Origin of the sequence: Faecalibacterium sp. i25-0019-C1 (assembly GCF_042854225.1) — a bacterium.
Classification (GTDB): domain Bacteria; phylum Bacillota; class Clostridia; order Oscillospirales; family Ruminococcaceae; genus Faecalibacterium; species Faecalibacterium taiwanense.
On the sequence record NZ_AP031428.1, the window covers coordinates 1225787 to 1251226 of the forward strand.

Consider the following 25440-nt stretch of genomic DNA (forward strand, 5'->3'; position numbering starts at 1 on the left):
CGTTTTTGACGTCGCTCAATCATTTTTTGTTGTTCGACCCCCACTACCCGCATAAGAGAAAAAGCGCGATGAGTTCTCAGAATTCATCGCGCTTTCTTTTATATAATAAATAGTGTTGTTCGAGGTCTGCTCCCTCGCGCAAAAAGAAACCGGTACAAAATGGGTACACCCCTGATAGACATTCCTACGGGTTGGGACCCGCAGGCTAAGCAACAGCAACGGGTTGCGTTAGCTGATTTTTCCGCAGCCCCTTGGCAGGGCTTTGAAAAATCAGAACGCGGCCCCAACAACTCCTCCCTGTTTCAGTCGCAGGCTGCGGTCGTCGTTGTTGCACTGGGCTGATTGCTTGCGGCATAAATGCCGCCGCCTTGTTCGAGGTCCCCTCCCTCGCACAAAAAGAAAAACCAGCACACAATGTGTACTGGTTTTTGGTGCAGGAATGCAATCCAAATCCGAACCATTTTCCTTTGATGCGGCTTGGGCCGCTTCCTCAAACGTGATGGTCTGTGTACCTTCTTTATAGTTAAAGGTTATCAAAACCTTATCATCGTACAGATAAATCGAATTGATGAACGTATCCACCAACGCTTGCCTCTGGTCTTTCAGGCTCATGTCCAGTTTACGGAAGCGCATCAGCCAGAAACGGATAAATTCCTCTTTGATTTTTGGCTTTGCCAGCTTTTCTTCCGCAATGCGGGCTTCAAGCTCACGCTTGGTTTCTTCGAGCTGTTCCAACCGTTCCTTGGTGGAACTGGTGAGGATTCCGGCTTGAATTGCGTTGAGCATATTCTGGATACCCGATTCTGCATCCCGGAGCTGTTTCTCATAGAGAGGAAGGTTGGTGTTCTCTCGGTCTTGCAGCTCCATGACCTTGGCGATAATGGATTCCATGGCGGCATCGTCCCGGACAAGCTGCATGGTCTGGTTCACCACCAGATCTTCCAGCCACTGTTTGCGGACAGTTTTCTTCTTGCAGCCCTTCTTCTTTTTGGCCGTGGCACATTTATAGTAGCGGTGGACTTCTCCCGTCCGGCTTGTGCCGCTTTCGCCAAACATCAGCGCACCGCAGCAACCACAGTGCAGCTTGGTTGTCAGCAGGTAATCGTCCTCTGCCTTTCTTCGGGCAGGGGCTTTCTTGTTTTTGGCAATCTTTTCCTGCACATCATCGAACAGTTCCAGCGGCACGATGGGCGGAATCGCATCCGGCACGACCACATCCCGGAATTTCAGTTCTCCGATATAACGCCGGTTTTTGAGCATGTGCTCCACGCTGTTGTAAGTAAATTCGCCTCCGACCGGGTTCTTGATGCCGTTTTCATTCAGCCAGTCCCGAATCTCTTTCATCGTGAGGCCATCCCGATACTTCGTGAACGATTCCAGCACGAAAGGGGAGGCAAGCGGGTCGATGTGAAATTTCCGCTCGGAATCCAGCGTATATCCAAACGTTCCACGACCACCGTTGCAGCGGCCTTTCAGGATGTTCTCTGTCTGTCCACGGACAACCTTTTCGGCAAGGTCGGCAGAGTAGTATTCTGCATAGCCCTCCAGAACCGATTCCAGAATGATACCCTCTGGCCCCTCGGAGATGATCTCCGTAGCCGACATGAGCTTGACACCGTTCTTCTTCAGCTGGGTCTTATACCGGGCACTGTCGTAGCGATTCCGGGCAAAGCGGTCAAGTTTCCAGACCAGAACAATATCAAACAGCTTCTTGTCGCTGTCCTTTATCATCTGTTGGAATTGAGGGCGATTATCCGTCTTGGCAGAGATGGCGCGGTCAATGTAGTGCTTGACGATAGTGATGTCATTCTTTTCGGCATAGGCCGTACATTCACGAATCTGACCCTCAATGGATTCTTCGCGCTGGTTATCACTGGAATAGCGGGCGTAGATCACGGCGGTCATGGCGGACACCTCTCATTCCACATCATTGAACGGTGAAACGTTCTTTCAAAGCATTGTTTCGTATAATGTATATACCATGTTTTGATGGAGAAATCAAGACTTTTTATTATCTTCAGTTTTTCTTTTTGAACAATTGACCCAACAGCCACCCCTCTCGTTGAAATGAGGTGACTGTTGGGCCGACTTGCTCGGATTCCTTTATTCTTCGTTTAGCTGGACGATGGTATTATAAAAGATTTTGTTTGGAATAACGACTTGAAGAACACCCTTTTTCAAAAGTGCTTCTATGCGTTTCATGACATACCAGTCACTTACCGGAGCAGAAATCGCTTTTAATACGTCTGCGGTAAGTTCACCAACCGAAATAGGAATTCTCGATACTAAACTAATAATTCTCTGGTCGAAATAATCTATGTTAACGCTTTTAACATCGTTCGCATGCCAAATACGCATGGAGGTGTTTTCGTTTAATAGCTTTCCCCATCTTTTGGCATACTCAGTAATAGTTTCTTCCGTCAAATACTTTTGTGAGATCTTATCGGTTTTCCCTTCCATAAATTCTTTCAGACCTTCTCTGGATGCAAGCAAAATTCTATTTGTACCATACTTTGCTGCATAGTAACAAATATAATAAATGCCGCACCAACAATCGGCAGAACTCCTGACCCAAACACGCAGTGGCTTATGATTTATCATATCACATTGAACCGCATTCGCTGTACCATGATATTTCGACCACAGTTGTCTAGCTTCAATTTGGCTGTTAGGATAATATTCTGAAAGGCAATTCACGAATTGTTTGCAACGATATTCTGAATCGCAAGCATATTGAAGTTCTCCCATTGATAACATAAACGGAAACAACTTTACACTTTCGACGATGCCTAAAGCTGCTAACATATTGACATCACTGGGTTCAAAAACAATTTCATCCATAGCTGGTCAAAATCATAATTTCGGGATGGTAACTTGTGTAGTTGCACTCCAATAGATTGGTTTGCTTGAGCCAACCACTCCAAAATAACACCCAACGCTGCAATCAAGATAAGTTCCAACATCATAGAAGTCATATGTATAGGTTGTATTATATATACTTTGTTCTGGAACTAGTGCTGTCGTTGAAAATGGGCAGCTTCGTTCGATGTTATCGGAATAGCTCGTGTAGTAATCCGTTCCTGAAACATTTTTTATTAAATCCGGGCCAATACCGACGGTAGTTCCACTCATATAAAAGCCCAATCCATTGGCCTTTGTATAAAGAACTCTCCATGTTCCATCAATATACGATACAACTCTTGAGCCGTCTGTATTAGAAACAGGAATGCGCATTGGAACCTCGGCCAAAACATAAAATCCGAGATTCTCTTGTTCTTGCACAGAAAGATTGAGAAGTTCTTCTATCGAATAATCATCGATCTTTCTCTTATTTCCAGTTGCAAATGCTGGCTGAATGGTCAGGAGAAATAAAACCGTGACCAATAGAATGGAAATCAGCCGTTTGATTTTGTTAGTCACAGTATACTGCCTCCTAATTTATTTTTTTTCTTCACTCAATACACTAAAGCTCCATTGGAATCACCTTCATTAAATTTTCCCCTTCAGGTGTATACTCCTCGGCAAATAAATGTGAACCATACAAATGCTGAAACTACTAGAATACTGCTGGAATAGAAAATATTGTGACCTTACACTGCTTTGGGTGATTACTTTGCTTTCCTTCATTGAATAGCTAGAACAACAGCTACTATCAAGAACAAAGTTGAAAGCCCAAGCTGAACCCATGCAATTTTTTCGTTTTCGGCATTGTTACAGCCTTTGGAGGATACTGCCACTTGGATATAATGCACTGCTACGATTCCATATGAGAAAAACAAAGAAGCCCAAGCATAAGGTACTGCGCTTTTATCTGTCAATCGGACAAGATTACTAGTCCATACTGAAATGCAGCCCCAAAGGGCAAAAGGAGCAATAAGAAAAAAGTTGCTTTTGCCTTTTTTCATTCTTAGCCTCCCACAGCTTGATGGTACGATTTTGTAGTATCCATAAGGTGTCCACCGGAATCATACGAATACAAAATATCATGATAGCAATGGGTATAGTAGCTATTATCATATGCGAAATGGACTTCATACAGCGATTGATTTATAACAACTTTCGATGGAGAAGTAGCTAGAACCACACTAACCAAAAAGGATCCAACCGTAACAGCAGTGCTTCCCGGCAAGTGCAACCCAGTAATTAAAAGGCTTGCTGCAGTTTCAACTCCACCAATCTCAATTTGCGCAATCGCCGTATTGTCAATTGTATAGCTGAGATTTGATACAAATATATGCTTATACTGTGATCCTGTAACATCACTTCCAACAGTGGCTCCCCTTGTTTGAGGCATAGATTTTGAAGTTGCTAATTTCAAAAAGACATCATAGCTTTGATTGGTCAATTTGCTTTTTTTCGTTTTTTGGGCTTTCGTATAGACAAGTTCACCTGTACCATCTTCTTTAACGCTCCGGTTCAAGGTAACATTTTGTCCATCAATATCAGTAAAGCGAGTTACTTCAATGATCGTATTTTTATCTATTTTGTAGGACACTTGCACAGTTCTTGCAACAGTAGCCACCAAATTTTCACGGTCGCTTTTAGAAATAATTTTTGTTTTACTGATTGCACTGTCTGCAAAAGCCGTTGTCATTGGCAAATTTTGTAAAGCGGCTACTGTTATGCCTAAACATAAAGTTTTCAAGAATTCTCTTCGAGATACATCTTTCATATTCTATCACCTCACATCGTTTTTGATATAATGTCTATCATATGAGTTTAGTTGCGATCAAGCGATTCAGGGACATCCGGCTGATACGCTGTAAAGCAGCAGGTGCTATTCACACTTAAGACTGCAATCGCCATTGCAAAAGCACATGTAATTTTACTCAGGAAAAAAATCAGTTTTTGTGAATTCTGTTTCATATTGTCCTCCACATTACATAGAATACGTTACATCGACTTCATTGTTTGTTCCGCGAGGAGTTCCCTTCAGCCAGCAAGTATGAGAAGCAATACCATTATAAGCGTTACTGGTAAAGGTGAGTTTTGCCGAACTGGAGTTATACGTCAAACTTGCATCACTATATGTGGAACCCAAAGTTGTAATCGAATAGTCCCATGCATTTGTGACTTTGTTATTCGTCACTGTCATATAAAAATATGCATGAATCACCACTCCCTTATACGAAACCTTCCAAGAATTCGACGATTTCGCTACACGAGAAATTGAATTGTCCACTGACTCGATAGTAATAGTTGCTGGATCACCATTACTGTCAACTACCGCAATTGCGAGCTTCTCGTTTGCCTTCAGTTGATCGAGATTGCTAAAAGTAACAACATTGTTCTTAACGGTAGCTTTCGGTGAATTCGATTCAGCGAAGGCAGACTGAACGCCAAACGACATTACAACCGCAATAAAAAGCAGACTCGCCGTAAGTTTTTTGATGAATTTTCTTGTACTCATGATCACATTTTCCTTTCCTTATTTTGATTTGATTGCTTTTACGACTAAATAAATGACCAGTATGCCGATGCAGAGCGAAATAATTGTCAATGCCTCTGCCGTTGCATTAAGGCAAGCACCAATAAAATAAACCAATACCAAAAATGCAACAAAAGCGATAAGAAGCAGCACCCATTTGTTTTTTTTCATGTTATCACCTCCCTATCTACAAAAGTTGGCATTAAATTTTTGTTGAACCAAAGGAATTGTTGAGAATACAATCAATACCCATTTGGAGAGATAGTAGCAAACTACATGACGTGTATACGGAAGCACATTAAAAATGGCAAGCAGGAAATCTATTGACGAAAGAACAGATGCGACCATCTTGTAACTTGACCGCTTCTTTTCACTTAAAGGCTTATTCTTTGCTTCGATAGGTGAGAGAAAGATAGAGATGCCCAAAAGAGCTACTGTTGTCAGGATACGGAAAAGGTGATTTGCTGCGATTGCCTTACTTAGCAAAATGCAGATAAGTGCCAGTCCGGAGAATGCCAAATAGCATCTGGTGTGCGATGTTGCATGGTATCCGCCAATGTAGATTCGCTGTGGGATAAACCCAATCAAAAATGAAAGTGCGTACCGCACATCACCACACACAACAGCGATTAAAACAACAAGCAGAACGCTCACAACAGATGATATGAGCAACTCGTACCCATAGACATACGCATCCGCCTTTGCTTCATCTATCACTTTTTGCTCGCAGAAAAGACGGACTGATTTTTGAGACAGCGTGCGTTCCCACATTGCAGTTGCGCCACCTTATCTTCTGATTTTTGCTTCACTGTATCATAAATTTCAGCAAAATCAAGAGGTTTGGCAAAACTGGTCGTTCTGGTGACAAAAGTGGTAGGTCAGGCTACTTGTAAGGAGCCTTTGCACAGTCTATAATAGTAGCAGGACATTATTTTGTGGAGGTTGTCGAAATGCTGAAGTACCACGTTGCAGTCTGCGATGATGAGAAATCAGACCTTGATGGCATTGTTCAAAGCGTCCAGCAGTACGATGTGCAAGGCTGCTTTGACATTGAAACTTACATGGATGGAAACGAACTTCTGAGCGAATTGCAAATGCAGAAGAAATCCTTTGATCTGCTTCTTCTCGATATCGAGATGCCATCCAACGGTTTTCAGCTGGCGCAGTCTTTGATTCAGATGGAGAAGCATCCTTTGGTGGTATTTGTCACGAAGCGGCATGAGTACGCTGTGCAGGGATATGGCATTGCATTCCGCTACCTTGTCAAACCTTTGGATCAGACGCTGTTCGCTGCGGCAATGGATGCCGTCCTTCAGGAACTGAACTCCAAACATTTCACGATCGAATACGATGGTGTTACCATGTCCTTGGAAACATCGGACGTTTACTTTCTGGAAAGCCACGGACATAAAGTTCTGATTCACTGCAAGGAGCAAGACCTTACATTGCGAATGAGCATTCCTGAAGCCTTGGAGCAGCTTCCCAAACGGTGCTTTGTGTCACCACACAAAAGTTATCTCGTCAACATGGAACACATTGTTTACGCTACGGGAACCGCTGTTTTTCTTTCCAGCGGACATCAGCTGCCGATCAGCAGGAGGAAGCGTCAGGAGTTCAATCAGATCTTCAACGCTTATTTGGGAAGATGATGCTTTATTATTTCGTTGAGTTTGCAGGGAGCTTTGCCAACATTGCCCTGTTGCTGCTTTTTATCGGTCGGCTGTTTCCCAAAAAGGAGCCCGTCTCAAGGTGGTTCTATGCCTATGTTGCACTCTTGATTGCTGGGCAGTGTGCTTTGAGTTTATTCCCGGATTGGGTGACGCAGCGCACGATCTATCTTTTAGTTGGCGGATTTTTCCTTGCATTGCTGTTCTATGAGGTTCGACCGTGGCAGGCGGTTTTTGCAAGCGGAGCTTTCTTCACACTGATTGCTTTGGTGGAAGTGCTTGCAATGCTTCTGATTGGGCTGCGTATCCCGGATACCGACATTCTAATGCAGGCTGGGGCAGCACGGTTGGTCTATGTTGTTTTTTCAAACCTGATTCAAATTCCACTCGTAGTCCTGATCTCACATTTTTTCAGCCGAAAAGGAAATGCTCTGCGTATCCTATGGCTGCTGCCGATCATTGCGATTCAAATCGCAAGTATTGCTGTCTGTTATGTGGCACAGTATCATGCTGCGGATGAGTATTTCCCGGATTATATGGTCGGTCTTATGGCGGTGCTTCTCCTTATAAACATCCTGATCGTGTTCTATGTGGAAGCTCTCCGGGAAAATGAACTGGAAAAATTCAAAGTTAAGTTCAACGAACAGCAGTACAATCTTCAAATGGAATACTACCAGCAGCTCAAAGAACGCCAGGAAGAAGTCCGTTCTCTGCGGCATGATGTGAAGAAATACATCCTGGCGATGCAGGCAGTTGCAGAACACGGTGATACCGAAGAACTTCACAAGATTGCGCAGGCTGCCACGGATGTTTTCGAGCGTTCCACAAATATTTCTGCGGTCGGAAATCCTGTTGTTGATGCTCTTTTGAATTATTACTTACGAATTGCGGAAAGGAATAACATCAACGTCAAACTGGATGTGACGATTCCTGAAGTCCTGACGATCTCATCGTTGTCTTTGAGCATCATTATCGGAAACACATTTGACAATGCCATCGAAGCCTGTTGCGACCTGCCAGCGGAACAGAGAATCATTCATCTACAGCTGCGCAAGCAGTATCGAAGCCTCTTCTATCGGCTGGAAAACCCATACAGTGATACTTCTCGCGGAATCCGCATCGGAGAGTATCACGGTTACGGACTAAAAAATATAAATCGTATCGTTCAGGAGAACCATGGTGACTTCTATACGAAAAAGAAAGACGGTGTGTTTACCGTCCAAGTCCGCCTGAACTGCGAAAATTAAAACATTCTCCTAAAACATTGCTTTGCTTTTGCTTGTACTTTGTGTGTTTCATTCATCTGATGTATTCATTATCCTGAAGTGTTGACACACATCAATACTTATGTTATCATTCCCAACAAATCCACAGCGATTTCTGTAAAGAAACGATTCTGTGCGGTTTTATTTCCTGCGAAGATTTACCGCCCCGCAACACACCCGATCATTTTGCCGTCTGTTTCACCCGACAAAATCCTTCGCCTGTACTGCGTGGGCGGTATTTTCTTTTTGGGGAAGCCGTACCTTGAGAATTTCATGAGCCGTCCGAGCGTGATACCGGCTTTTCGGCCAACGCCGCTGCAAAACAGGGGCAGGAACTTCGTTCGGAGCAAACGGCGATCAACATACACGAGCAGCGGAACTCTCTACTTATTTTTGCGTCTTAACAATTCGGAAACAACTTTCGGAAATGCGTTTTGAGCGCAGCGGTGGAGAGCAAGAACCGTCCCGTGGCCACAAATTTTCAATTCTTGAAAATGTTGTGCTCCACCGGGACTTCACATCTGCAACTCTTGCGAGTTTTGATGTGATCTTGTTGGGGCGTACCTGCCCCAAACCCTGCTCATATTCGCACCTTGCGGTGCGAAAGAACGGCGTGTCGTGCTTACATAGCTCCACCGAGGAGCTAGCGAAACGACAGGAGGTTCAATGAACAAAACGAATGTCAAAACGAAACCCAGCACGACCCACCGCCACGACACGCCGAACAACAAAACGCACATCATCAAGTTCCGTGTGACGGAAACTGAAAAGATGGAACTCCAATGCACAGCAAAACTCCTTCATCTCTCCCTGTCCACCCTCATCCGCCGTGCGCTGCACAATGCGAAGATCGAGCGCACCGTTGTCGTTGCCGGCGGCGGAGAAGAAACCCTGACTGCCGTTTCCACTCTGCTTGCCCAGTGCAGCAGGGTGGGCGGCAACCTGAACCAACTCGCACGACACTTCAACTCCGGCGGAGCAGACACCGAACAGCTCCGGGCGAAACTTCTGGACGAACTTGCAGACCTGACTGCCTTCCGGCTCAACGCCGAGAAAGTTCTGGGTAAACTGTATGGCAACGCTGAAGCATATCGCCTCTAAAAATTCGGACTACTCTGCCGCTGAGACCTATCTGGTTTACCAGCACGATGAATTTTCCGGCAAGAAAATTCTGGATGAACAGAGCAGACCCAAGCTGCGGGAATCGTACATTCTGGACACCCTTGAATGCGGCGAAGCCTCGTTTGCAATGGCCTGCCTGCTGGCAAACCGGAAGTACGACAAGAACAACCACCCGGATGACATCAAGAGTCACCAGTATATCATCAGCTTCGACCCGCGGGATGCAGCCGAAAATGGGCTGACGATGGAAAAGGCACAGGCCCTCGGCCTGAACTTCTGCAAAGAGAACTTTCCCGGTCATCCTGCTATCGTCTGCACCCACCCGGACGGACACAACCATTCGGGAAATATCCATGTCCACATCGTGATCGGCAGCGTCCGGACACGAGAAGTGGAGCGCAAGCCCTATATGCAAAAGCCCCGTGACTGGCGTGAGGGCATGAAGCATTCCAGCACAGCCCAGACCATGCGGCACCTGCGTGTCGCAGTCATGGAAATGTGTCAGGATGCCAAGCTGTACCAGATCGACCTGCTCAGCTCGAAAAAGCGTGTGAGCGAGCGTGAATACTGGATGAAACGGCGCAGTCAAATGAAACTCGACCGTGAAAACGCTGCCCTGCTTGCCGCCGGACAGCAGCCTACACAAACGGAGTTTGAAACCGCAAAGGAGACTTTGCGGAAACAGATCTCGGATGTGCTGGACAATGCAGCGAGCTTTGAAGATTTCTCGGACAGGCTCTTGCAGCAGTACGGCATCACGGTCAAGAAAAGCCGTGGGCGGCTCAGCTACCTGCCAGCCGGAAGAAAGAAGTTTATCCGGGCGCACAGCCTCGGTGACAAGTTTGAGAAAGAACTCGTGCTTGCCACCTTGAAAGAAAATGCCAAGAGCCAGCCCATTATCCTCCACAGCAATCTTGAGGAAAAACCCGACCGAATCAAGAAGCTGGTGGACATTCAGGCAAAACTGAAGCAGGGCAAGGGCATCGGCTATGAGCGTTGGGCGAAGAAGCACAACCTCAAAGCCATGGCGCAGACCTTGATTCTTTTGCAGGAGAAAGGTCTGCTCAACGAGGACGCACTCGACCAGAGAATTGCAGAGCTTGACACCAAGTTCCATGAATCGCTGGCCGTAGTGAAAGACCTCGAAACCCGCATGGCAAACAACCAAACACTGCGCCGTTATGCTGCTTCCTACAAGCAGTACCGACCGCTCGCGCAGAAACGGAACGCTGCCAAATCCCCCGCAACCTTTGAAGAACAGCATCGTGCAGAGCTGACAGCATACCGGACAGCAGCAGCCTATCTCAAGGCAAACAACATCACTAAACTGCCAAGTCCGAACAAGCTGGAAGCGGAATACTGCGCTCTTGCTTCCGAAAAGGCCCAGTTCTATGAGCAGTACAAGGAAGCCAAGATCGAACTGCTCAAGCTGAAAGATGCAAAACAGAATGTTGCCCTGTTCTTCCGGGAGGACGAACGGACGCAACATCACGAGAGATAAGGAGTTGTGCGTATGATCAATCTGAAAATCGACCCGGAGTTCCAGAATCAGATCCCGCCGCTGACGGACGATGAGTACAAGCAGCTTGAAGAAAACATCCTCAAGGAAGGCAAGCTGCTCTCTCCTTTGATCGTCTGGAACAACACCCTCGTTGACGGCCACAATCGTTATGCAATTCTCCAGAAGCACCCGGAGATTTGCTTTTCCACCATGCCGCTCCGATTTGAAAGCAGAGAAGAAGTCCTCGCATGGATCTGCAAGAATCAGTTGGGGCGGCGCAACCTCACCCCGGAGCAGAAGCTGTTCCTCATCGGGAAGCAATATGAAGCGGAAAAATCCTCTCATGGCGAAGCCCGCAAAGAATCGCATGATGAAAATGGCCGATTTCACCGGAGTTCTCAAACTGATAACTCCGGTGAAGCCATGAAAACCTGCGAACGAATCGCAGAGGAAAATGGTGTAAGCAAGGCAACTGTACTTCGCGCATCGAAGTACATGAAAGGTGTTGAAATTGCTGAATCCCTGATTCCCGGTATGCGGGAGAAGATTCTGAACAAACAGGTAAAAGTCAGCAAGGCTGATATGCACCGCCTTGCACGAGCCAACTATGATGCCCGCGCACAGACCTTGCAGGAAATCCTGCACCCGGAACTGAAAGTTGAACCGAAACCGGATGCCGATGGCATCATCCGGGAACCGGGAAAGGCACCTGTATTGCCGTTTCAGAAAATCGAATCGGTTTACGACAGCGATGCTTACCCGGAAGAAGTGCGGCATGATTATGTCGCACTGGAACACGTTACAACACGTTTCCGCACAGAGTTTGACTATCTTCTGAGAACTATGCCAGACACAGCACAGCGAGAAGTCATTCTCGAAATCATCCACAAGCACAAGGAGTACCTTGCTTCGCTGGAATCTGCGCTCGCAGAGGATGAGCAGACAGCATAACAACAGGCACATTGTATGCTGTCAACAGAAATCCAAAGGAGTGTGCGTTTGAACAAAAAGAAAAAGTCCACAAATATTTCCCCTTACCCCGATGAAGCCATCGAACGACTGGCACGGGCATTCTATCCGGCGATCCTTGCCTGCTGGAACAGCGAGGAAGGTCAACGGGAATTTGCTGCATGGCAGGCGGAACAGGCTCATATCGCAACCAAAGAAAAACAGGAAGTTCCCGTCGGGGAACTCCCTGCCTTACTTATCGTGTGTGGATTTTTGCAGGGTGCGTCCGGCAGGGCGCACCCTGTTTTTGCGTTCAGTCCTCTAATCCGTGACTTCCAGCCGCATTTCTCAGATACTCCTCTGGCTCACCGTTCAAAATTAGCTCTGCATACGCCAGCGGGTCATTGTAGATGAGGTAGTCCAGTTCAGACCTCTGCGCCATGGTAACATCCAGTGCATCCTCGACACCGGTGCAGTTGATGGAAATTTTGCGCCCATCCCGGAGCAGCAGCTCCACACAGCCGGTGCCCATGTTAAACTGACAGGCTCTTGCATCGTACTTCATAATCTTGCGTCCCTTCTGCCTTACGGCACTCTTACTGTTGTGACCTTCGTGATACGGTCTTTCTTCTGATAAGGTTTTGGACACACAGCCGTAAGGGAAGAGCCATTGTTCTCGTTTCCGAAGAAAACAAAAAATCCGAGCCCTTCTCCTATCGAGAAAAGGTTCGGATTTTCATGGTTTGGTGCGAGGGAGGGGACTCGAACCCCCAAGGATAAACCACACGCACCTCAAACGTGCGCGTCTGCCAGTTCCGCCACCCTCGCATACCGTATTGTTTTTGCAGCCCTGAAATCTCTGAGGTGAAAGACCGTGATGCGGACTGCTTGAATATATTACCACGTTCCCGGCAGATAGTCAAGCGCTTTTTTTCTTTTTAAATGAAATTTTCGGGCCGTCATTTCTTAAGAATATGTTGGTTGAAATGCATGGATGGGTGTGATATTATAAAACTAACTATCTCTGCTCAGTTGTTTTGGCAGCAGGGAAGAAGATGATAAGGATACGGCGGAAATGCATTTCTGCGCAGGGTGCAGACCGACCGCTTTTTTGAAAGGAATTTGAGTGGACGCAGGAATGAACGAGAAAAAAGAAAATGTTATTGTAAACGGTTTTTTCTGGCGCTTTGCAGAGCGGTGCGGTGTGCAGCTGATCTCAGCGGTGGTGTCCATCCTTCTGGCGCGCATCCTTACACCCGATGATTACGGCAAGGTGGCACTGGTGACGGTGTTCAACAATATCATGTATGTCCTGCTGGACTGCGGCATTGGCACCGCGCTGGTGCAGAAGAAGGAAGTGGACGAGCTGGATTACTCGTCGGCGTTCTTTTTCAGCATTGTGATCAGCTTTGTGCTGTATGGGGGAATGTTCGTGGCGGCACCGTATCTGGCTGCTTTCTACAATGACCCCAGCATGACCCCGATCTTTCGCGGCATCAGCCTGACAGTGGCGGTCTGCGGCATCAAAACGATCCAGCAGGCGCATGTGACCCGGAACATGAAGTTCCAGTATTTTTTCTATTCCGCCTTTGCGGGCGCGATCGTATCCACGGTCCTGGGCCTGGGCCTTGCCTATATGGGCTTTGGAGTCTGGGCGCTGGTGGTGCAGCAGGTATCCAATATCACGGTGGACACGCTGGTGTTGTGGAAGCTGTCCTCCTGGCGGCCTAAGATGGAGTTTTCGTGGCAGCACCTGAAAGGGCTGCTCTCTTATGGTTGGAAGCTGCTGGCCTCGTCGCTGAGCAGCGTCATCTACAACAACCTGCGCAGCCTGATCATCGGCAAGATGTACACCTCGGCGGATCTGGCGTATTACAATCAGGGCGATAACCTGACTTATAATATCGCGTCAAGCGTGGATACTTCCATTGAGAGCGTTTTGTTCCCGGTCATGTCCTCACTGCAGGATGACCGTGCGCAGGTCAAGAACATGACCCGCCGCTCCATCAAGACCTGTACCTATATTATTGCGCCGGTGATGATGAGCACTGCGTTCTGTGCCGAACCGCTGGTGCGCCTGATCCTCACCGAGAAGTGGCTGCCCTGTGTGCTGTTCCTCAGGGTGTTCTGTCTGGGGTATGCGTGCTGGCCGATCATCACGGCAAACCTGAATGCAGCCAAGGCGGTGGGCCGCAGCGATCTTTACCTGAAATGTCAGCTTTTGAACGAAGGGGTGTGCATCCTTTTTCTGCTGGCAACATTCCGTGTCAGCGTCGAGGCCATTGCATATGGTATGCTGATCACGAATGTTGTGACCCAGATCCTGGATGCACAGCTCAACAAAAAGCTGATCGGCTATGGCTATCTGGAACAGATGCGTGATATCCTGCCGACCCTGCTGCTGGCAGCGGGCGCGGGCCTGTGCATGTATCTGGTCATTTTTCTGCACCTGCCGGATCTGCTGACGGTGATCATCCAGGTGGTGGTTGGTCTGGGCATTTATCTGACAGGCTCTGCCATTCTGGAATTGGACACCTTTGAATATTTCAAGGATGTGCTGGCTCCGTCCATCCGGCAGAAGCTGAAACGCTGAAACCGGCATTTTGAATCGTGTAAAAATCCGTCGGGCGGGTGATGTCCGACGGATTTTTGTTCTTTTTGTCTAAAGTATACAAGAAGAAACATTAAAAACCGGCAAAGCGACCATTGAAAAAACGCAACTGATATACTAGAATATAAGTACAAGAGCGCGGCACACGGCTGCGCGGAAAATGCAAAGCAGAAAATATAAAACAGGAGGATTTTCCTATGCCTATGAAAATGGGTTGGCGCTGGTATGGCGAGGGCAACGATCCTATCAGCCTGAGCGACATCAAGCAGATCCCCGGCGTGACCAGCATCGTCTGGGCATTGCACGACAAGATGCCCGGCGAGATCTGGGAGATCGACGAGATCCAGAAGGTAGCCGATCAGATCCACGCTTACGGCTTCGACATGGACGTGGTCGAGTCGGTCAACGTCCACGATGACATCAAGATCGGCCTGCCCACCCGCGACAAGTACATCGAGAACTACAAGCAGTGCATCCGCAATCTGTCCAAGTTCGGTGTCAAGGTCATCTGCTACAACTTCATGCCGGTGTTCGACTGGACCCGTACCGATCTGTTCCACCCCGTGGGCGACGGCTCCACTGCACTGTTCTATGAGAAGGATAAGATCAAGGGCGATTACAAGGCTATGGCTGAGTACATCATGTCCTTCACTGAGAAGTATAACATGACCTTCCCCGGCTGGGAGCCGGAGCGCATGGCAAAGCTGGACGAGCTGTTCAAGGCTTACGCCCCTGTCACCAAGGAAAAGCTGTGGGAAAACCTGAAGTACTTCCTGGAAGCACTGATGCCCACCTGCCATGAGTGCGGCATCAAAATGGCTATCCATCAGGATGATCCCCCTTGGGATATCTTCGGCCTGCCCCGTCTGCTGGTGGATGCTGAGAGCATCGACCGCTTCCTGAGCATGGTGGATGATCCGTACAACTGCCTGACCCTGTGCACCGGCAGCCTGAACGCAAACCCCAACAACAACTGTGCCGAGATCGTGCGCAAGCACTGCGACCGCATTGCCTTTGGTCACATCCGCAACATCCACCACTTCCCCAACGGCGACTTCTCCGAGGCTGCTCACCGCGACTGCTGCGGCGAGACCGGCATCATCGAGGTGCTGCGTGCTTACCATGACTGCGGCTTTGAGGGCTACATCCGTCCCGACCACGGCCGTCAGCTGTGGGAGGAAGGCCCCGGCAACTGCCGCCCTGGTTACGGCAAGTATGACCGTGCTCTGGGCGTTCAGTACATGCTGGGTGTCTGGGATCTGCTGGATCGTCTGGATGAAGAGAAAAAGAAGGGCTGATAAATATGAAGCTGTCTGAGATCAAAAACGGCAATCTGTCCGCCGAGTGGGCAGAGAAGGGTTATGAGCTGCCCAAATTCGATATCGAGGCTGTCAAGGCCAAGACCCACGCCGAACCCACCTGGGTGCACTTCGGCGCAGGCAATATCTTCCGTGCATTCCCGGCTGCCATCCTGAACGATGCGCTGAACACCGGCAAGTATGACCGCGGTGTCATCGTGGCCGAGAGCTTTGACTACGAGATCATCGACAAGGCTTATCGTCCCTACGACAATATGAGCCTGCTGGTCTGCCTGAAGTCCACCGGCGAGATCGAGAAGAAGGTGGTGGCTTCCGTTACCGAGAGCCTGAAGGCTGACTACTCCTTCGGCGAGGACTGGGCACGTCTGGTGGAGATCTTCCAGAACCCCAGCCTGCAGATGATCTCCTTCACCATCACTGAGAAGGGCTACGGCGTTGCTCCTGCTGATCTGGAGCGCGGCCTGACCCCCGTGCTGGCCATGGGCAAGGTCACTGCTCTGCTGTACGAGCGCTTCAAGGCCGGCAAGCTGCCCCTGACCGTCCAGAGCATGGATAACTGCTCCCACAACGGCGATAAGGTCAAGAACGCTGTCCACGCCTATGCTGCCAAGTGGGTGGAGCAGGGTCTGGTGCCCGCCGAGTTCCTTGCCTATGTGCAGGACGAGACCAAGATCACCTTCCCGTGGAGCATGATCGACAAGATCACCCCGCGCCCGGATGCCAAGGTCCAGCAGATGCTGGCCGACGACGGCTTTGAGGACAACTACACCATCGTCACCGAGAAGCACACCTTTACCGCTCCCTTCGTCAACGCCGAGGAGACCCAGTACCTGTGCATCGAGGATCACTACACCAATGGCCGTCCTCCGCTGGAGCTGGGCGGTGTGCTGTACTGCGACCGCGAGACTGTGGACAAGATCGAGAAGATGAAGGTGTGCACCTGCCTGAACCCCCTGCACACTGCCATGTCCATCTATGGCTGCATGCTGGGTTACACCCTCATCTCCGCCGAGATGGCCGATGAAGACCTGCGTGCCTTCATCCAGAAGATCGGCTACATCGAGGCAATGCCCGTCGTGGTCGATCCCGGCGTTCTGAACCCCTACGAGTTCATCGGCGCTGTCATCAACCGCCGTCTGCCCAACCCCTTCATGCCGGATGCTCCCCAGCGTATCGCAACCGATACCTCCCAGAAGCTGGCCATCCGATTTGGTGAGACCATCAAGGCCTACGAGGCACGCGGTCTGGACAAGAGCAACCTGATCCTGATCCCGCTGGTGCTGGCAGGCTACGCCCGCTACCTGAAGGGCATCGATGACAATGGTCAGGCCTTTGAGCCTTCCACCGATCCGCTGCTGGCTGAGCTGCAGGCCATTGTGGCTCCGCTGGAGGTCAAGGAAGGCGAGCAGGACTTCAGCTGCCTGAAGAAGCTGTACAGCCGTGTTGACGTGTTCGGCGTGGATCTGTATGCCGTTGGTCTGGGCGAGAAGATCGAGGCAATGGCCAAGGAGCTGTTTGCAGGCCCCGGCGCTGTGCGCAAGACCCTGCACAAGTATACGCTTGCCCGCTGATCGGCTGACGCAATCACATAAGCTATCTTCGCACCCACGCTGCGCTTTGCTTTGCCGCAGCGTGGGTATTTATAAAAGAAAAGAACTGCTGAACGAAATGTCAGCAGTTCTTTTTTTGCGTGTGCATATTTTTTGGGTTTAGCCTTTTCTGCAGTCGTGCAGCTTTTCTTTGGGCAGGATGCCGGCCAAAAACTTCCACACCGCTTCCATGCGGTCGTTCAGTAAGTAAGCTTTCTCTTTCTCTACGTAGAGGTACACCGCATTGTCCGTGCGGTAGGCGCAGTAAAAGCTGTCCCATGCGTGGCGGCTGGTGGGTTCGGGCTTGTCCTGCTGGCCGTACATCCACACAGCAATGCCGGTGTCGGCCAGCTCCACACGGTAGAAGGCACGCGGCAGGTGCATCTGTTTGATCTGCCGGGAAACGCTGCGGAAGAACGAGTAAAAGTAGCTCACCGGCAGGCCGATGCCCACAATGGCAAGCACAGCAGCCAGCAGCCCGGCACCCGAGCGCTTGCCCAGCTGCGAAAGGCAGACGGCGGCAAAAGCCAGCATGATGGCGGCAAAAACAGCGGGACGCAGCCATGCTTTGCGGTGATGGAATGCATCGAACACGGCAAAATCGCGGAAGCCCTGCTCACCCATGGTGGTGGAAACGGAGATGGTCTGGGACATAAAGTCGCCTCCTTTGTATTTATAGGCATCGTACCACAATTGCGCGGTTTAGGCAAGAGAAAAACATGCAAACCTTGCCAATCCGGCCCAAAGCGTGGTACAATAAATCGTTACCAAACGAAAGGAGGCGGCAGGCTTTGCAGCACCGCAAGCGGCAGATCACCCTCAAGCAGCGCATGGGCTTGTGTCTGGCAGCATTTTTTGCGGCCTTTGCCATGCAGCTTACGCTCAATGGCTACCAGTCCAGAGCAGTGCAGGCAGTACAGGACGCGCAGATGGGCTGCTTCAACGCCATCAGCCGCTTTCAGGGCGGTGTGGAAAGCTCTATTTCCGTGCTGGAGAACTACCGCTGGGAGAACAGCGAGCCGGAGGAGATCATTGACCGGCTGCAGTCGGCATCTTCCACCTGCAACGCATGGCTCTGGCGCATCGGTACCAGCCTGAACAGTCTGGAAAGCGTCAGCGATGAGCAGTGGGTGCTCTACAGCGCAGTGGATACGGTCTATCAGACCTACACCGGCCTGCTGGATGAGCTGGAAAACGACCTGCTCAGCGGCAACGATGCCGCAGCTTCCCAGCTGTATTATGCAAAGGTGGTGCCCTGCGGCGATTACCTGAGCCAGTACACCCTGCAATTGCTGGAAACCGCCATTCAGGATTCCCAGACCACCTACACCACCATCTCGGCCCTGAACGAGCGCATCACCATGCTGCAGACGGTGGTGGTGGCGCTGTGCGTGGCGCTGGGCTGCGTTACCGGTTTGCTGGTCATGCGTCTGCTCACGCCGGTGCAGCAGATGATTGCAGCCTCCCGCGCCATTGGCAAAAGTGAGTTCGACACCCCGGACATCCCGCTGCCCAAGCAGACGGAGATCGCTCAGCTGGCCGAGTCCTTCAACATCATGAAGCACTCCATGGCCCAGCAGGTGACCACCCTGCAGGAGAAAAACGAAATCGAGCGGGAGCTGCACCGCCAGAAGACCGAAGCACTGGAGCTGCAGAACCGCATGGAGCGCAGCCGGCTGCAGCAGCTGCGCAGCCAGATCGACCCGCACTTTCTGTTCAACACCCTGAATGTGATCCAGCAGACCGCCGGTACCGAGACGGCCTACCGTACGCAGGCGCTCATCATGGCGCTTTCGCACCTGCTGCGCTATAGCCTGATGAGCAACGATGAACAGGTGCCGCTCTCCCGTGAGGTGCGCATCGTGGATGAATATTACTCCATCTACCATGTCCGCTTTGGTGAGCGGGTGCGTATGGAGTGGCGCATTTCCGATTCGCTGGATCTTACCGAGACCATGGTGCCGTCCTTTATTTTACAGCCCATCGTGGAAAATGCCTTCAAGCACGGCATCTGCCCCAAAGAGGAGGGCGGTGTGGTGCGCATCCGCGTGAACCCTCTGCGGGAGAAGGGACTGCTGTGCATCCGCGTGGTGGATAACGGCGTGGGCATCCAGCCGGATCGATTACGACAGCTGCGCGGGGCGCTCAGCCAGCCCGGTGAGCGCTGGGAGCATATCGGCATTTATAATGTTGCGGCCCGCCTGCGTCTGCTGGATCGGAACAGCCGCTTTGTGATACGGTCCCATCCGGGACGCGGTACGGCGGTGGTGCTGTATCTGCCATTGGTGGAGAATGAGGAGGAGTTTGAGGAATGATTCGTCTGTTGATCGCGGATGATGAAGCACTGGAACGGGAAACGCTGGCGGACATCGTGGCCCGCCGCTTTGAGCACGAAGTGACCATCGAGACTGCCGAGAACGGCCGCAAGGCAGCGGATACGGCGGTGCTGTGGGGCGCAGACCTGATCCTGATGGACATTGAGATGCCCGGTATGAACGGTCTGGATGCAGCCCGCGCTGTGCTGGAACAGCGCCCGGAGTGCAAGGTGATCTTTGTTACGGCCTACAGTCTGTTCCAGTACGCCCACGAGGCCATGCATCTGGGTGCCTGCGATTATCTGCTCAAGCCGGTGAACCCGGACGAAGTGGAAGCTTCCATCCGCAAGGCCATCCGTCAGATCGAGGCGGGCCGCCGCCTTGCAGAGCTGGCTCCGGTGGAACCGGAGCCGGAAGCTGACCCGGAGAGCGATGCCGCCGAAGCAGGGGAGAACGACCGCAATGCACTGGTCATGGCCCATGTGCGCAAGTATATGGAGGATAACTATATGTTCGACCTCTCGCTGGACAGTGTGAGCGAGATCCTGCATATCAGCCCGGCGTATCTCTCGGCACAGTTCAAGAAGTACCAGAAGATGAACTTTCTGGACTGCCTGACCGAGCTGCGTATCAACGCTGCCAAGGAGCTGCTCACCGACCCGTTCCGTTCGGCAGCAGAGGTAGCTTCCATGGTGGGCTACGAGGATTCCAGCTATTTTGCCCGCACCTTTAAAAAACGCACCGGCATGACCCCCACCCAGTACCGCAGGGAAGCGGCCAAGGCTGCACGGGAGGCCCGCCTGTGACCCGCCGCCAGATGCTCACCGCCCTGTTCGGCGCGGCGGTGCTGGCACTGCCGGTGGCGGGCTGCGGCCATCAGCCGGTGCAGGACGAGCCGGGGGCGGAACTGATCCTGCGCTATGCGGAGAACCAGCCGGAGGATTATCCTACTACGCAGGCGGCGCTGGCCTTTGCGGATCTTGTGGCTCAGCGCACCGATGGCCGCGTGAAAGTGCTGGTGTACAGCGGGGGAGAACTTGGCGCGGAACAGAGCGTGATCCAGCAGATGCAGTTTGGCGGCATTGACTTCTCCCGCGTGTCCCTCAGCCAGCTGGCAGAGTATGAGCCGGCGCTGAGCGTATTGCAGCTGCCGTACCTTTACACCGACGCTGACCAGATGTGGCGCGTGCTGGATGGGACCATCGGCGACGAGTTCCTCTCCACGCTGGAGTCGCTGGAGCTGACGGGACTGTCATGGTTCGATGCCGGTGTGCGCAGCATCTACACCCGGCAGAAGGTGACAGGCCTTGCAGATCTGCAGGGCCTGACCATCCGCGTGCAGGAATCGGACATGATGAGCGAAATGATCACCGACCTCGGCGCAAAGCCGGTAAAGGTGGTGTACAGCAAGGTGTATGCCGCTCTGCACAACGGCGAGATTGATGGTGCGGAGAACAGCTGGCCCAGCTACGAGGCCATGGGTCACTACGAGGTGGCACATTACTTTTTAAAGGATGAGCACACCCGCGTGCCGGAGGTGCAGCTTGCAAGCCCTGCTGTGATGGAAAAACTGGCCGCACTGGACGAGCGCTACCCGGAGATCATCCGCCTGTGTGCCCGGGAGAGCGCCAAGGTGGAGCGCAGGCTCTGGGCGCAGCAGGAGGCGGAATCGGAAAGTGATCTGCGTGCAGCAGGCATTGAGGTGACAGAGCTGGACGAAGAAGAAAAGGCAAGGTTCCGTGCTGCTGTGCAGCCGATGTATGATCGGTTTGCCCAGCAGGGCGAATTGATCGCCCGCATCCGGCAGGCATAAGCCCCACAGAAAAGCCCGGAAAAGATGGGCAAAGAAATCAGGAAAACAGAATAAAGAACCGGCAAAGCGCTGTGTGCTCTGAACCCCAAAGGGAAGGGCATCCAGCGCTTTGCTTCTATCTGGAATACAGAAATGTATCCATCTGTTAGGCGAAGGTGCACAAACAAAAAGTAAAGCACTTGGCATTTTTCACAAAAGAAATTCTGACATTCTTTCAAAAAGCAGGACATTTTTTGAAAGCCCTTGTTTCGTTTAAAAAAATTTGCTAAAGTGTGTACAGTAAATGAACGGTATGCGGGTCCTGTGCAGACCGGGCCGTTCGGGAGATTTAAGGAGGACGATTTATTATGAAAAAGATCACTCGTCGCAGCTTTCTGGCAGCAGCCGGTGTTTCCGCCGCTGCTCTGGCTCTGACCGCATGTGGTGGCTCCAGCAATTCTGCTGCTTCCACCTCTACCGCAGCTTCTTCCACCGCAGCTTCTGCTGCTGGTGATGCTACTGCTGCTGCAAACGATCCCAAGGTGACTCTGGTCTACGCTGAGGTCAACCCGCTGGATACCATCGTTGGCCAGACCGCTACCCACTTCAAGGAGAAGGTCGAGGAGCTGACCGGCGGTTCCGTCGTCATCGACGTGCAGGCTTCCGGCGTTCTGGGTTCTGAGAACGACGTTCTGGACGCAATTCTGGGCGGTTCTACCTCCATCGATATGAGCCGTATCTCCGCTTTCGCACTGACCAGCTATGGCTGCAACAAGTCCAAGCTGCTGTCCATCCCCTTCACCTTCGAGAACCGCGCACACTTCTGGAACTTCGCCAACAGCGATCTGGCACCTGAGTTCCTGAACGAGCCCCAGGAGCTGGGCCTGCCCGTTCGTGGTGTCTTCTACGGCGAAGAGGGCTTCCGTCACTTCTTCACGGTCAACCCGGTTTCCGGCATCGATGATTTCAAGGGCCTGAAGCTGCGCGTGTCCAACGACCCCGTTATGAACGGCATGGTCGAGGGTCTGGGTGCTAACCCCACCGTCGTTTCCTTCGGTGAGCTGTACAGCGCACTGCAGACCGGCGTTGTGGATGGTGCTGAGCAGCCCATCGCAAACTACAAGTCCAATGCATTCCCCGAGGTTGCCAACAACCTGATCCTGGACGGCCACACTCTGGGCGCTATTCAGGCTGTTATCACCGATAACGCATGGGGCAAGCTGACCGAGAACCAGCAGGCTGCCATCATGGAGGCCGGTGCTGATACGCAGGCCTTCAATGCAGACCTGTCCGAGACCGCTGAGAACAAGGTTCTGGATGAGCTGAAGAGCTCCGGCTGCAATGTCGTGGATGTTCCCGATAAGGCACCTTGGCAGGAAGCTTGCCAGAAGGTCATCAGCGAGAACACCTCCGATCAGGCTGAGCTGTATCAGCAGCTGCTGGACATGAAGGCATAATTGAAAAAGCCTTTCCTGTTCTGAGATAGTACATAGCCCGGCGGGGGACTACGGGATACGCCCGCAGACCTGCCGGGTTTTTTATATGGAGGAATTCATATGCCGAAAATCTTTACCACTTTGGATAAGATCAAGCCGGCGTACGACATCACCTACAAAGTGGTTCTGTTTATCTGCAAGCTGCTGCTGATCGCAGATATCCTCATCACTACCATGTCGGTCATCGGTCGTTACGTCTCGTTCATCCCGGACCCGGCATGGTCGGAAGAAGTTGTGCTGACCTGCATGAGCTACATGGCCGTGCTGAGTGCTGCTCTGGCCATCCGCCGCGGTGCCCATATCCGCATGACTGCGTTTGACGTGTATCTGCCCAAAATCGCCGTCAAGGTGCTGGATATTCTGGCCGATCTTGCCGTGTGCATTCTGGGTGTCATCATGATGGTGGTCGGCTGGAACTATGCCACCACTCTGGGCGGCCGCGGCTTCTACGTGTCCATGCCCTGGCTGAGCCGCTTCTGGATGTACTTCCCGGTGCCGCTGGCCGGTGTTGCCATGATCATCTTCGAGATCGAGGCACTGTACAACCACATCAAGAGCATTTTTGTAAAGGAGGAAGTGTAATATGACAGTTCAGACACTGGCAATCATTGTCCTTCTTGTCAGCTTCTTTGTAATGATCTTCCTGCGTTTCCCCATTGCATACGCCGTTGGTCTTTCCAGCGTGCTGTGCATGATGGTGCAGGGTCAGGCACTGACCGATGTCTGCCGTCTGATGGTCAAGGGCATCTCTTCCTTCAGCCTGATGGCCGTGCCGTTCTTCATCACCATGGGTGTGCTCATGGGCTCCGGCGGCATTTCTGAAAAGCTGATCGCTCTGGCTGATGCCTGCGTGGGCTGGATGCGCGGCGGCATGGCAATGGTCAACATCGTTGCTTCCTACTTCTTCGGCGGTATTTCCGGTTCTGCATCTGCAGATACCGCTTCCATCGGCTCCATCATGATCCCCATGATGGTCGATCAGGGCTACGATGCCGACTTCTCCACTGCTGTTACCATCACCTCCTCCTGCGAGGGTCTGCTGGTTCCTCCGAGCCACAACATGGTCATTTATGCCACCACTGCCGGCGGCATCTCGGTCGGCAGCCTGTTCCTGGCAGGTTATCTGCCCGGTGCTCTGCTGGCCATCGTCCTGATGATCGGTTCCTACATCATCTCGGTCAAGGAGAATTACCCCAAGGGCTCTCCGTTCAGCATCAAGGCCTTCGTTAAGCAGCTGGGCACTTCCATCTGGGCACTGGCCGCTGTTATTATCGTTGTGTTCGGCGTTGTTGGCGGTGTGTTCACCGCTACCGAGTCTGCAGCTATTGCAGTTGTCTACTCTCTGTTCGTGTCGGTGTTCGTCTACAAGGGTCTGGACTGGAAGGGTGTCTGGCATGCACTGGATGAGTGCGTGAACACTCTGTCCATCGTGCTGATCCTGATCGCTACCTCTGCAGTCTTCGGCAACTGCCTGACCATGCTGCATGTGCCGGATCTGGCTGCAAATGCCATCACCAGCGTCACCGATAACCCCTACATCATCGCTCTGCTGATCGACCTGATCATCTTGGTTCTGGGCTGCATCATGGATATGGCTCCCATCATCCTGATCGCTACTCCCATCCTGCTGCCCATCGCAACCTCCATCGGCATCGATCCCATCCAGTTCGGTATCATCGTGGTTCTGAACTGCGGCATTGGCCTGCTGACTCCTCCTGTCGGCGCTGTGCTGTTCATCGGCTCTGCCGTTGCAAAGCGCCCGATGGAAAAGGTCGTCAAGGCGACCCTGCCGTTCTACCTGTGCATGTTCGTTGCACTGCTGCTGCTGACCTTCATCCCCGACATCAGCCTGGCAATCCCCAAGCTGCTGGGCGGCTACGTCAGCCCCATCACCAACCCGCTGGGTCCTGTGTTCATCCACTGATGGCCTGACGGCGTAAGGTAAAACCGTTAAAGTCCTCTGCATGAAAGTGCAGGGGACTTTTTGTATGCTAAAAACTTTATTTTTCCTCTTGCATTCTGTCGGAATCGTGCTATAATAGTAAGGCAATCGTTTCCAAGGCCGCTCGACGGGGTAGCCGATATTGAAGGTTGTGATGGGCACATACATTTATAATATGGCCCCAATAAGTCAGAACCAGAAATGAGGTGAAAAGAATGAAACAGGGTATCCATCCGAACTACGTTGACTGCACCATCACCTGCGCATGCGGCAACGTCATCAAGACTCGTTCCACCAAGCCTGAGATCCACGTCGAAGTTTGCTCCAAGTGCCATCCTTTCTACACTGGCAAGCAGAAGCTGGTTGACACCGGCGGACGTGTTGAGCGCTTCAACAAGCGTTTCGGCCGTAAGTAATTATGGTTTTCTGAGCACCGTTTCCTTTG

26 protein-coding genes and 1 tRNA gene are annotated in these 25440 nt (G+C 51.3%); 15 read left to right on the top strand and 12 right to left on the bottom strand.

Annotated features, from left to right (window positions below):
• Positions 1 to 270: 270 nt before the first annotated feature.
• The 9 genes from ACGHUK_RS06110 to ACGHUK_RS06150 form a co-directional block, all read right to left on the bottom strand.
• A complete protein-coding gene (locus tag ACGHUK_RS06110; protein ID WP_390575513.1) occupies positions 271 to 1905 on the bottom strand; it encodes a recombinase family protein in 1635 nt (544 codons plus the stop codon).
• A 198-nt stretch (positions 1906 to 2103) separates the two neighbouring features.
• The gene (locus ACGHUK_RS06115) at positions 2104 to 2841 is read right to left on the bottom strand and encodes a DUF3658 domain-containing protein (protein WP_390575516.1); all 738 of its coding nucleotides are present in this window, start codon (positions 2839 to 2841) and stop codon (positions 2104 to 2106) included.
• A gap of 12 nt (positions 2842 to 2853) precedes the next feature.
• Positions 2854 to 3420: a hypothetical protein gene (locus tag ACGHUK_RS06120; RefSeq protein WP_005934531.1), complete on the bottom strand. Its 567-nt coding sequence runs from the start codon at positions 3418 to 3420 to the stop codon at positions 2854 to 2856.
• Positions 3421 to 3623: 203 nt separating this feature from the next.
• Positions 3624 to 3905, bottom strand: coding sequence for a hypothetical protein (locus ACGHUK_RS06125; RefSeq protein WP_005943373.1), 282 nt, complete (start codon positions 3903 to 3905; stop codon positions 3624 to 3626).
• Positions 3906 to 3907: 2 nt separating this feature from the next.
• Positions 3908 to 4672: a hypothetical protein gene (locus tag ACGHUK_RS06130; protein ID WP_005934532.1), complete on the bottom strand. Its 765-nt coding sequence runs from the start codon at positions 4670 to 4672 to the stop codon at positions 3908 to 3910.
• 47 nt (positions 4673 to 4719) lie between these two features.
• Positions 4720 to 4866: a cyclic lactone autoinducer peptide gene (locus tag ACGHUK_RS06135; protein WP_081027705.1), complete on the bottom strand. Its 147-nt coding sequence runs from the start codon at positions 4864 to 4866 to the stop codon at positions 4720 to 4722.
• Between the two features lie 13 nt (positions 4867 to 4879).
• Positions 4880 to 5410 (bottom strand): DUF5626 family protein, encoded by a 531-nt coding sequence (locus ACGHUK_RS06140; RefSeq protein ID WP_005934533.1) that lies wholly within the window; start codon positions 5408 to 5410, stop codon positions 4880 to 4882.
• 18 nt (positions 5411 to 5428) lie between these two features.
• On the bottom strand, positions 5429 to 5599 hold the full coding sequence (locus ACGHUK_RS06145) for a hypothetical protein (RefSeq protein WP_005924488.1): 171 nt from the start codon (positions 5597 to 5599) through the stop codon (positions 5429 to 5431).
• 12 nt (positions 5600 to 5611) lie between these two features.
• Positions 5612 to 6199, bottom strand: coding sequence for an accessory gene regulator B family protein (locus ACGHUK_RS06150; protein ID WP_005924490.1), 588 nt, complete (start codon positions 6197 to 6199; stop codon positions 5612 to 5614).
• Positions 6200 to 6378: 179 nt separating this feature from the next.
• Here ACGHUK_RS06150 and ACGHUK_RS06155 point away from each other — a divergent pair, with 179 nt between their 5' ends.
• The 5 genes from ACGHUK_RS06155 (at position 6379) to ACGHUK_RS06175 (ending at position 11934) form a co-directional block, all read left to right on the top strand.
• The gene (locus tag ACGHUK_RS06155) at positions 6379 to 7077 is read left to right on the top strand and encodes a LytTR family DNA-binding domain-containing protein (protein WP_097791219.1); all 699 of its coding nucleotides are present in this window, start codon (positions 6379 to 6381) and stop codon (positions 7075 to 7077) included.
• Positions 7074 to 8342: a GHKL domain-containing protein gene (locus tag ACGHUK_RS06160; protein ID WP_097791218.1), complete on the top strand. Its 1269-nt coding sequence runs from the start codon at positions 7074 to 7076 to the stop codon at positions 8340 to 8342. The genes ACGHUK_RS06155 and ACGHUK_RS06160 overlap by 4 nt, the downstream gene beginning before the upstream one ends.
• 684 nt (positions 8343 to 9026) lie before the next feature.
• Positions 9027 to 9461, top strand: coding sequence for a plasmid mobilization protein (locus tag ACGHUK_RS06165; RefSeq protein ID WP_005934538.1), 435 nt, complete (start codon positions 9027 to 9029; stop codon positions 9459 to 9461).
• On the top strand, positions 9433 to 10983 hold the full coding sequence (locus tag ACGHUK_RS06170; protein ID WP_112144086.1) for a relaxase/mobilization nuclease domain-containing protein: 1551 nt from the start codon (positions 9433 to 9435) through the stop codon (positions 10981 to 10983). The genes ACGHUK_RS06165 and ACGHUK_RS06170 overlap by 29 nt, the downstream gene beginning before the upstream one ends.
• A gap of 12 nt (positions 10984 to 10995) precedes the next feature.
• Positions 10996 to 11934, top strand: coding sequence for a hypothetical protein (locus ACGHUK_RS06175; protein WP_005922692.1), 939 nt, complete (start codon positions 10996 to 10998; stop codon positions 11932 to 11934).
• A gap of 310 nt (positions 11935 to 12244) precedes the next feature.
• Here ACGHUK_RS06175 and ACGHUK_RS06180 read toward each other — a convergent pair whose 3' ends face one another.
• Both ACGHUK_RS06180 and ACGHUK_RS06185 read right to left on the bottom strand, forming a co-directional pair.
• The gene (locus tag ACGHUK_RS06180) at positions 12245 to 12496 is read right to left on the bottom strand and encodes a DUF6061 family protein (protein ID WP_005922694.1); all 252 of its coding nucleotides are present in this window, start codon (positions 12494 to 12496) and stop codon (positions 12245 to 12247) included.
• A 179-nt stretch (positions 12497 to 12675) separates the two neighbouring features.
• Positions 12676 to 12759: transfer RNA gene (locus ACGHUK_RS06185), tRNA-Leu, on the bottom strand.
• Positions 12760 to 13069: 310 nt separating this feature from the next.
• Here ACGHUK_RS06185 and ACGHUK_RS06190 point away from each other — a divergent pair.
• The 3 genes from ACGHUK_RS06190 to ACGHUK_RS06200 all read left to right on the top strand — a co-directional run bounded on the left by ACGHUK_RS06190 (position 13070) and on the right by ACGHUK_RS06200 (position 17432).
• A complete protein-coding gene (locus ACGHUK_RS06190) occupies positions 13070 to 14524 on the top strand; it encodes a lipopolysaccharide biosynthesis protein (RefSeq protein WP_337679002.1) in 1455 nt (484 codons plus the stop codon).
• 215 nt (positions 14525 to 14739) lie between these two features.
• Positions 14740 to 15840 (top strand): mannonate dehydratase, encoded by a 1101-nt coding sequence (uxuA, locus tag ACGHUK_RS06195; protein ID WP_154258830.1) that lies wholly within the window; start codon positions 14740 to 14742, stop codon positions 15838 to 15840.
• 5 nt (positions 15841 to 15845) lie between these two features.
• A complete protein-coding gene (locus tag ACGHUK_RS06200; protein ID WP_005937186.1) occupies positions 15846 to 17432 on the top strand; it encodes a mannitol dehydrogenase family protein in 1587 nt (528 codons plus the stop codon).
• A 138-nt stretch (positions 17433 to 17570) separates the two neighbouring features.
• Here the strand turns inward: ACGHUK_RS06200 and ACGHUK_RS06205 are convergent, their stop codons facing one another.
• The gene (locus tag ACGHUK_RS06205; RefSeq protein WP_332376252.1) at positions 17571 to 18104 is read right to left on the bottom strand and encodes a YcxB family protein; all 534 of its coding nucleotides are present in this window, start codon (positions 18102 to 18104) and stop codon (positions 17571 to 17573) included.
• 137 nt (positions 18105 to 18241) lie between these two features.
• Here ACGHUK_RS06205 and ACGHUK_RS06210 point away from each other — a divergent pair, with 137 nt between their 5' ends.
• The 7 genes from ACGHUK_RS06210 (at position 18242) to rpmE (ending at position 25411) form a co-directional block, all read left to right on the top strand.
• A complete protein-coding gene (locus ACGHUK_RS06210; protein ID WP_390575525.1) occupies positions 18242 to 19765 on the top strand; it encodes a sensor histidine kinase in 1524 nt (507 codons plus the stop codon).
• Entirely contained in the window at positions 19762 to 20571 is an 810-nt protein-coding gene (locus tag ACGHUK_RS06215) for a response regulator (protein WP_005937194.1), read from the top strand. Before ACGHUK_RS06210 ends, ACGHUK_RS06215 begins: the two co-directional genes overlap by 4 nt.
• The gene (locus ACGHUK_RS06220) at positions 20568 to 21578 is read left to right on the top strand and encodes a TRAP transporter substrate-binding protein (RefSeq protein WP_390575528.1); all 1011 of its coding nucleotides are present in this window, start codon (positions 20568 to 20570) and stop codon (positions 21576 to 21578) included. Before ACGHUK_RS06215 ends, ACGHUK_RS06220 begins: the two co-directional genes overlap by 4 nt.
• A gap of 347 nt (positions 21579 to 21925) precedes the next feature.
• Positions 21926 to 23014 carry a TRAP transporter substrate-binding protein gene (locus ACGHUK_RS06225; RefSeq protein WP_120079610.1) on the top strand — a complete coding sequence of 363 codons (1089 nt, stop codon included), beginning with the start codon at positions 21926 to 21928 and terminating at the stop codon, positions 23012 to 23014.
• A 99-nt stretch (positions 23015 to 23113) separates the two neighbouring features.
• Positions 23114 to 23635 carry a TRAP transporter small permease gene (locus ACGHUK_RS06230; protein ID WP_097774911.1) on the top strand — a complete coding sequence of 174 codons (522 nt, stop codon included), beginning with the start codon at positions 23114 to 23116 and terminating at the stop codon, positions 23633 to 23635.
• A gap of 1 nt (position 23636) precedes the next feature.
• Positions 23637 to 24977: a TRAP transporter large permease gene (locus ACGHUK_RS06235; protein WP_390575531.1), complete on the top strand. Its 1341-nt coding sequence runs from the start codon at positions 23637 to 23639 to the stop codon at positions 24975 to 24977.
• Between the two features lie 233 nt (positions 24978 to 25210).
• A complete protein-coding gene (gene rpmE, locus ACGHUK_RS06240; protein ID WP_005926533.1) occupies positions 25211 to 25411 on the top strand; it encodes a 50S ribosomal protein L31 in 201 nt (66 codons plus the stop codon).
• Positions 25412 to 25440: the final 29 nt, after the last annotated feature.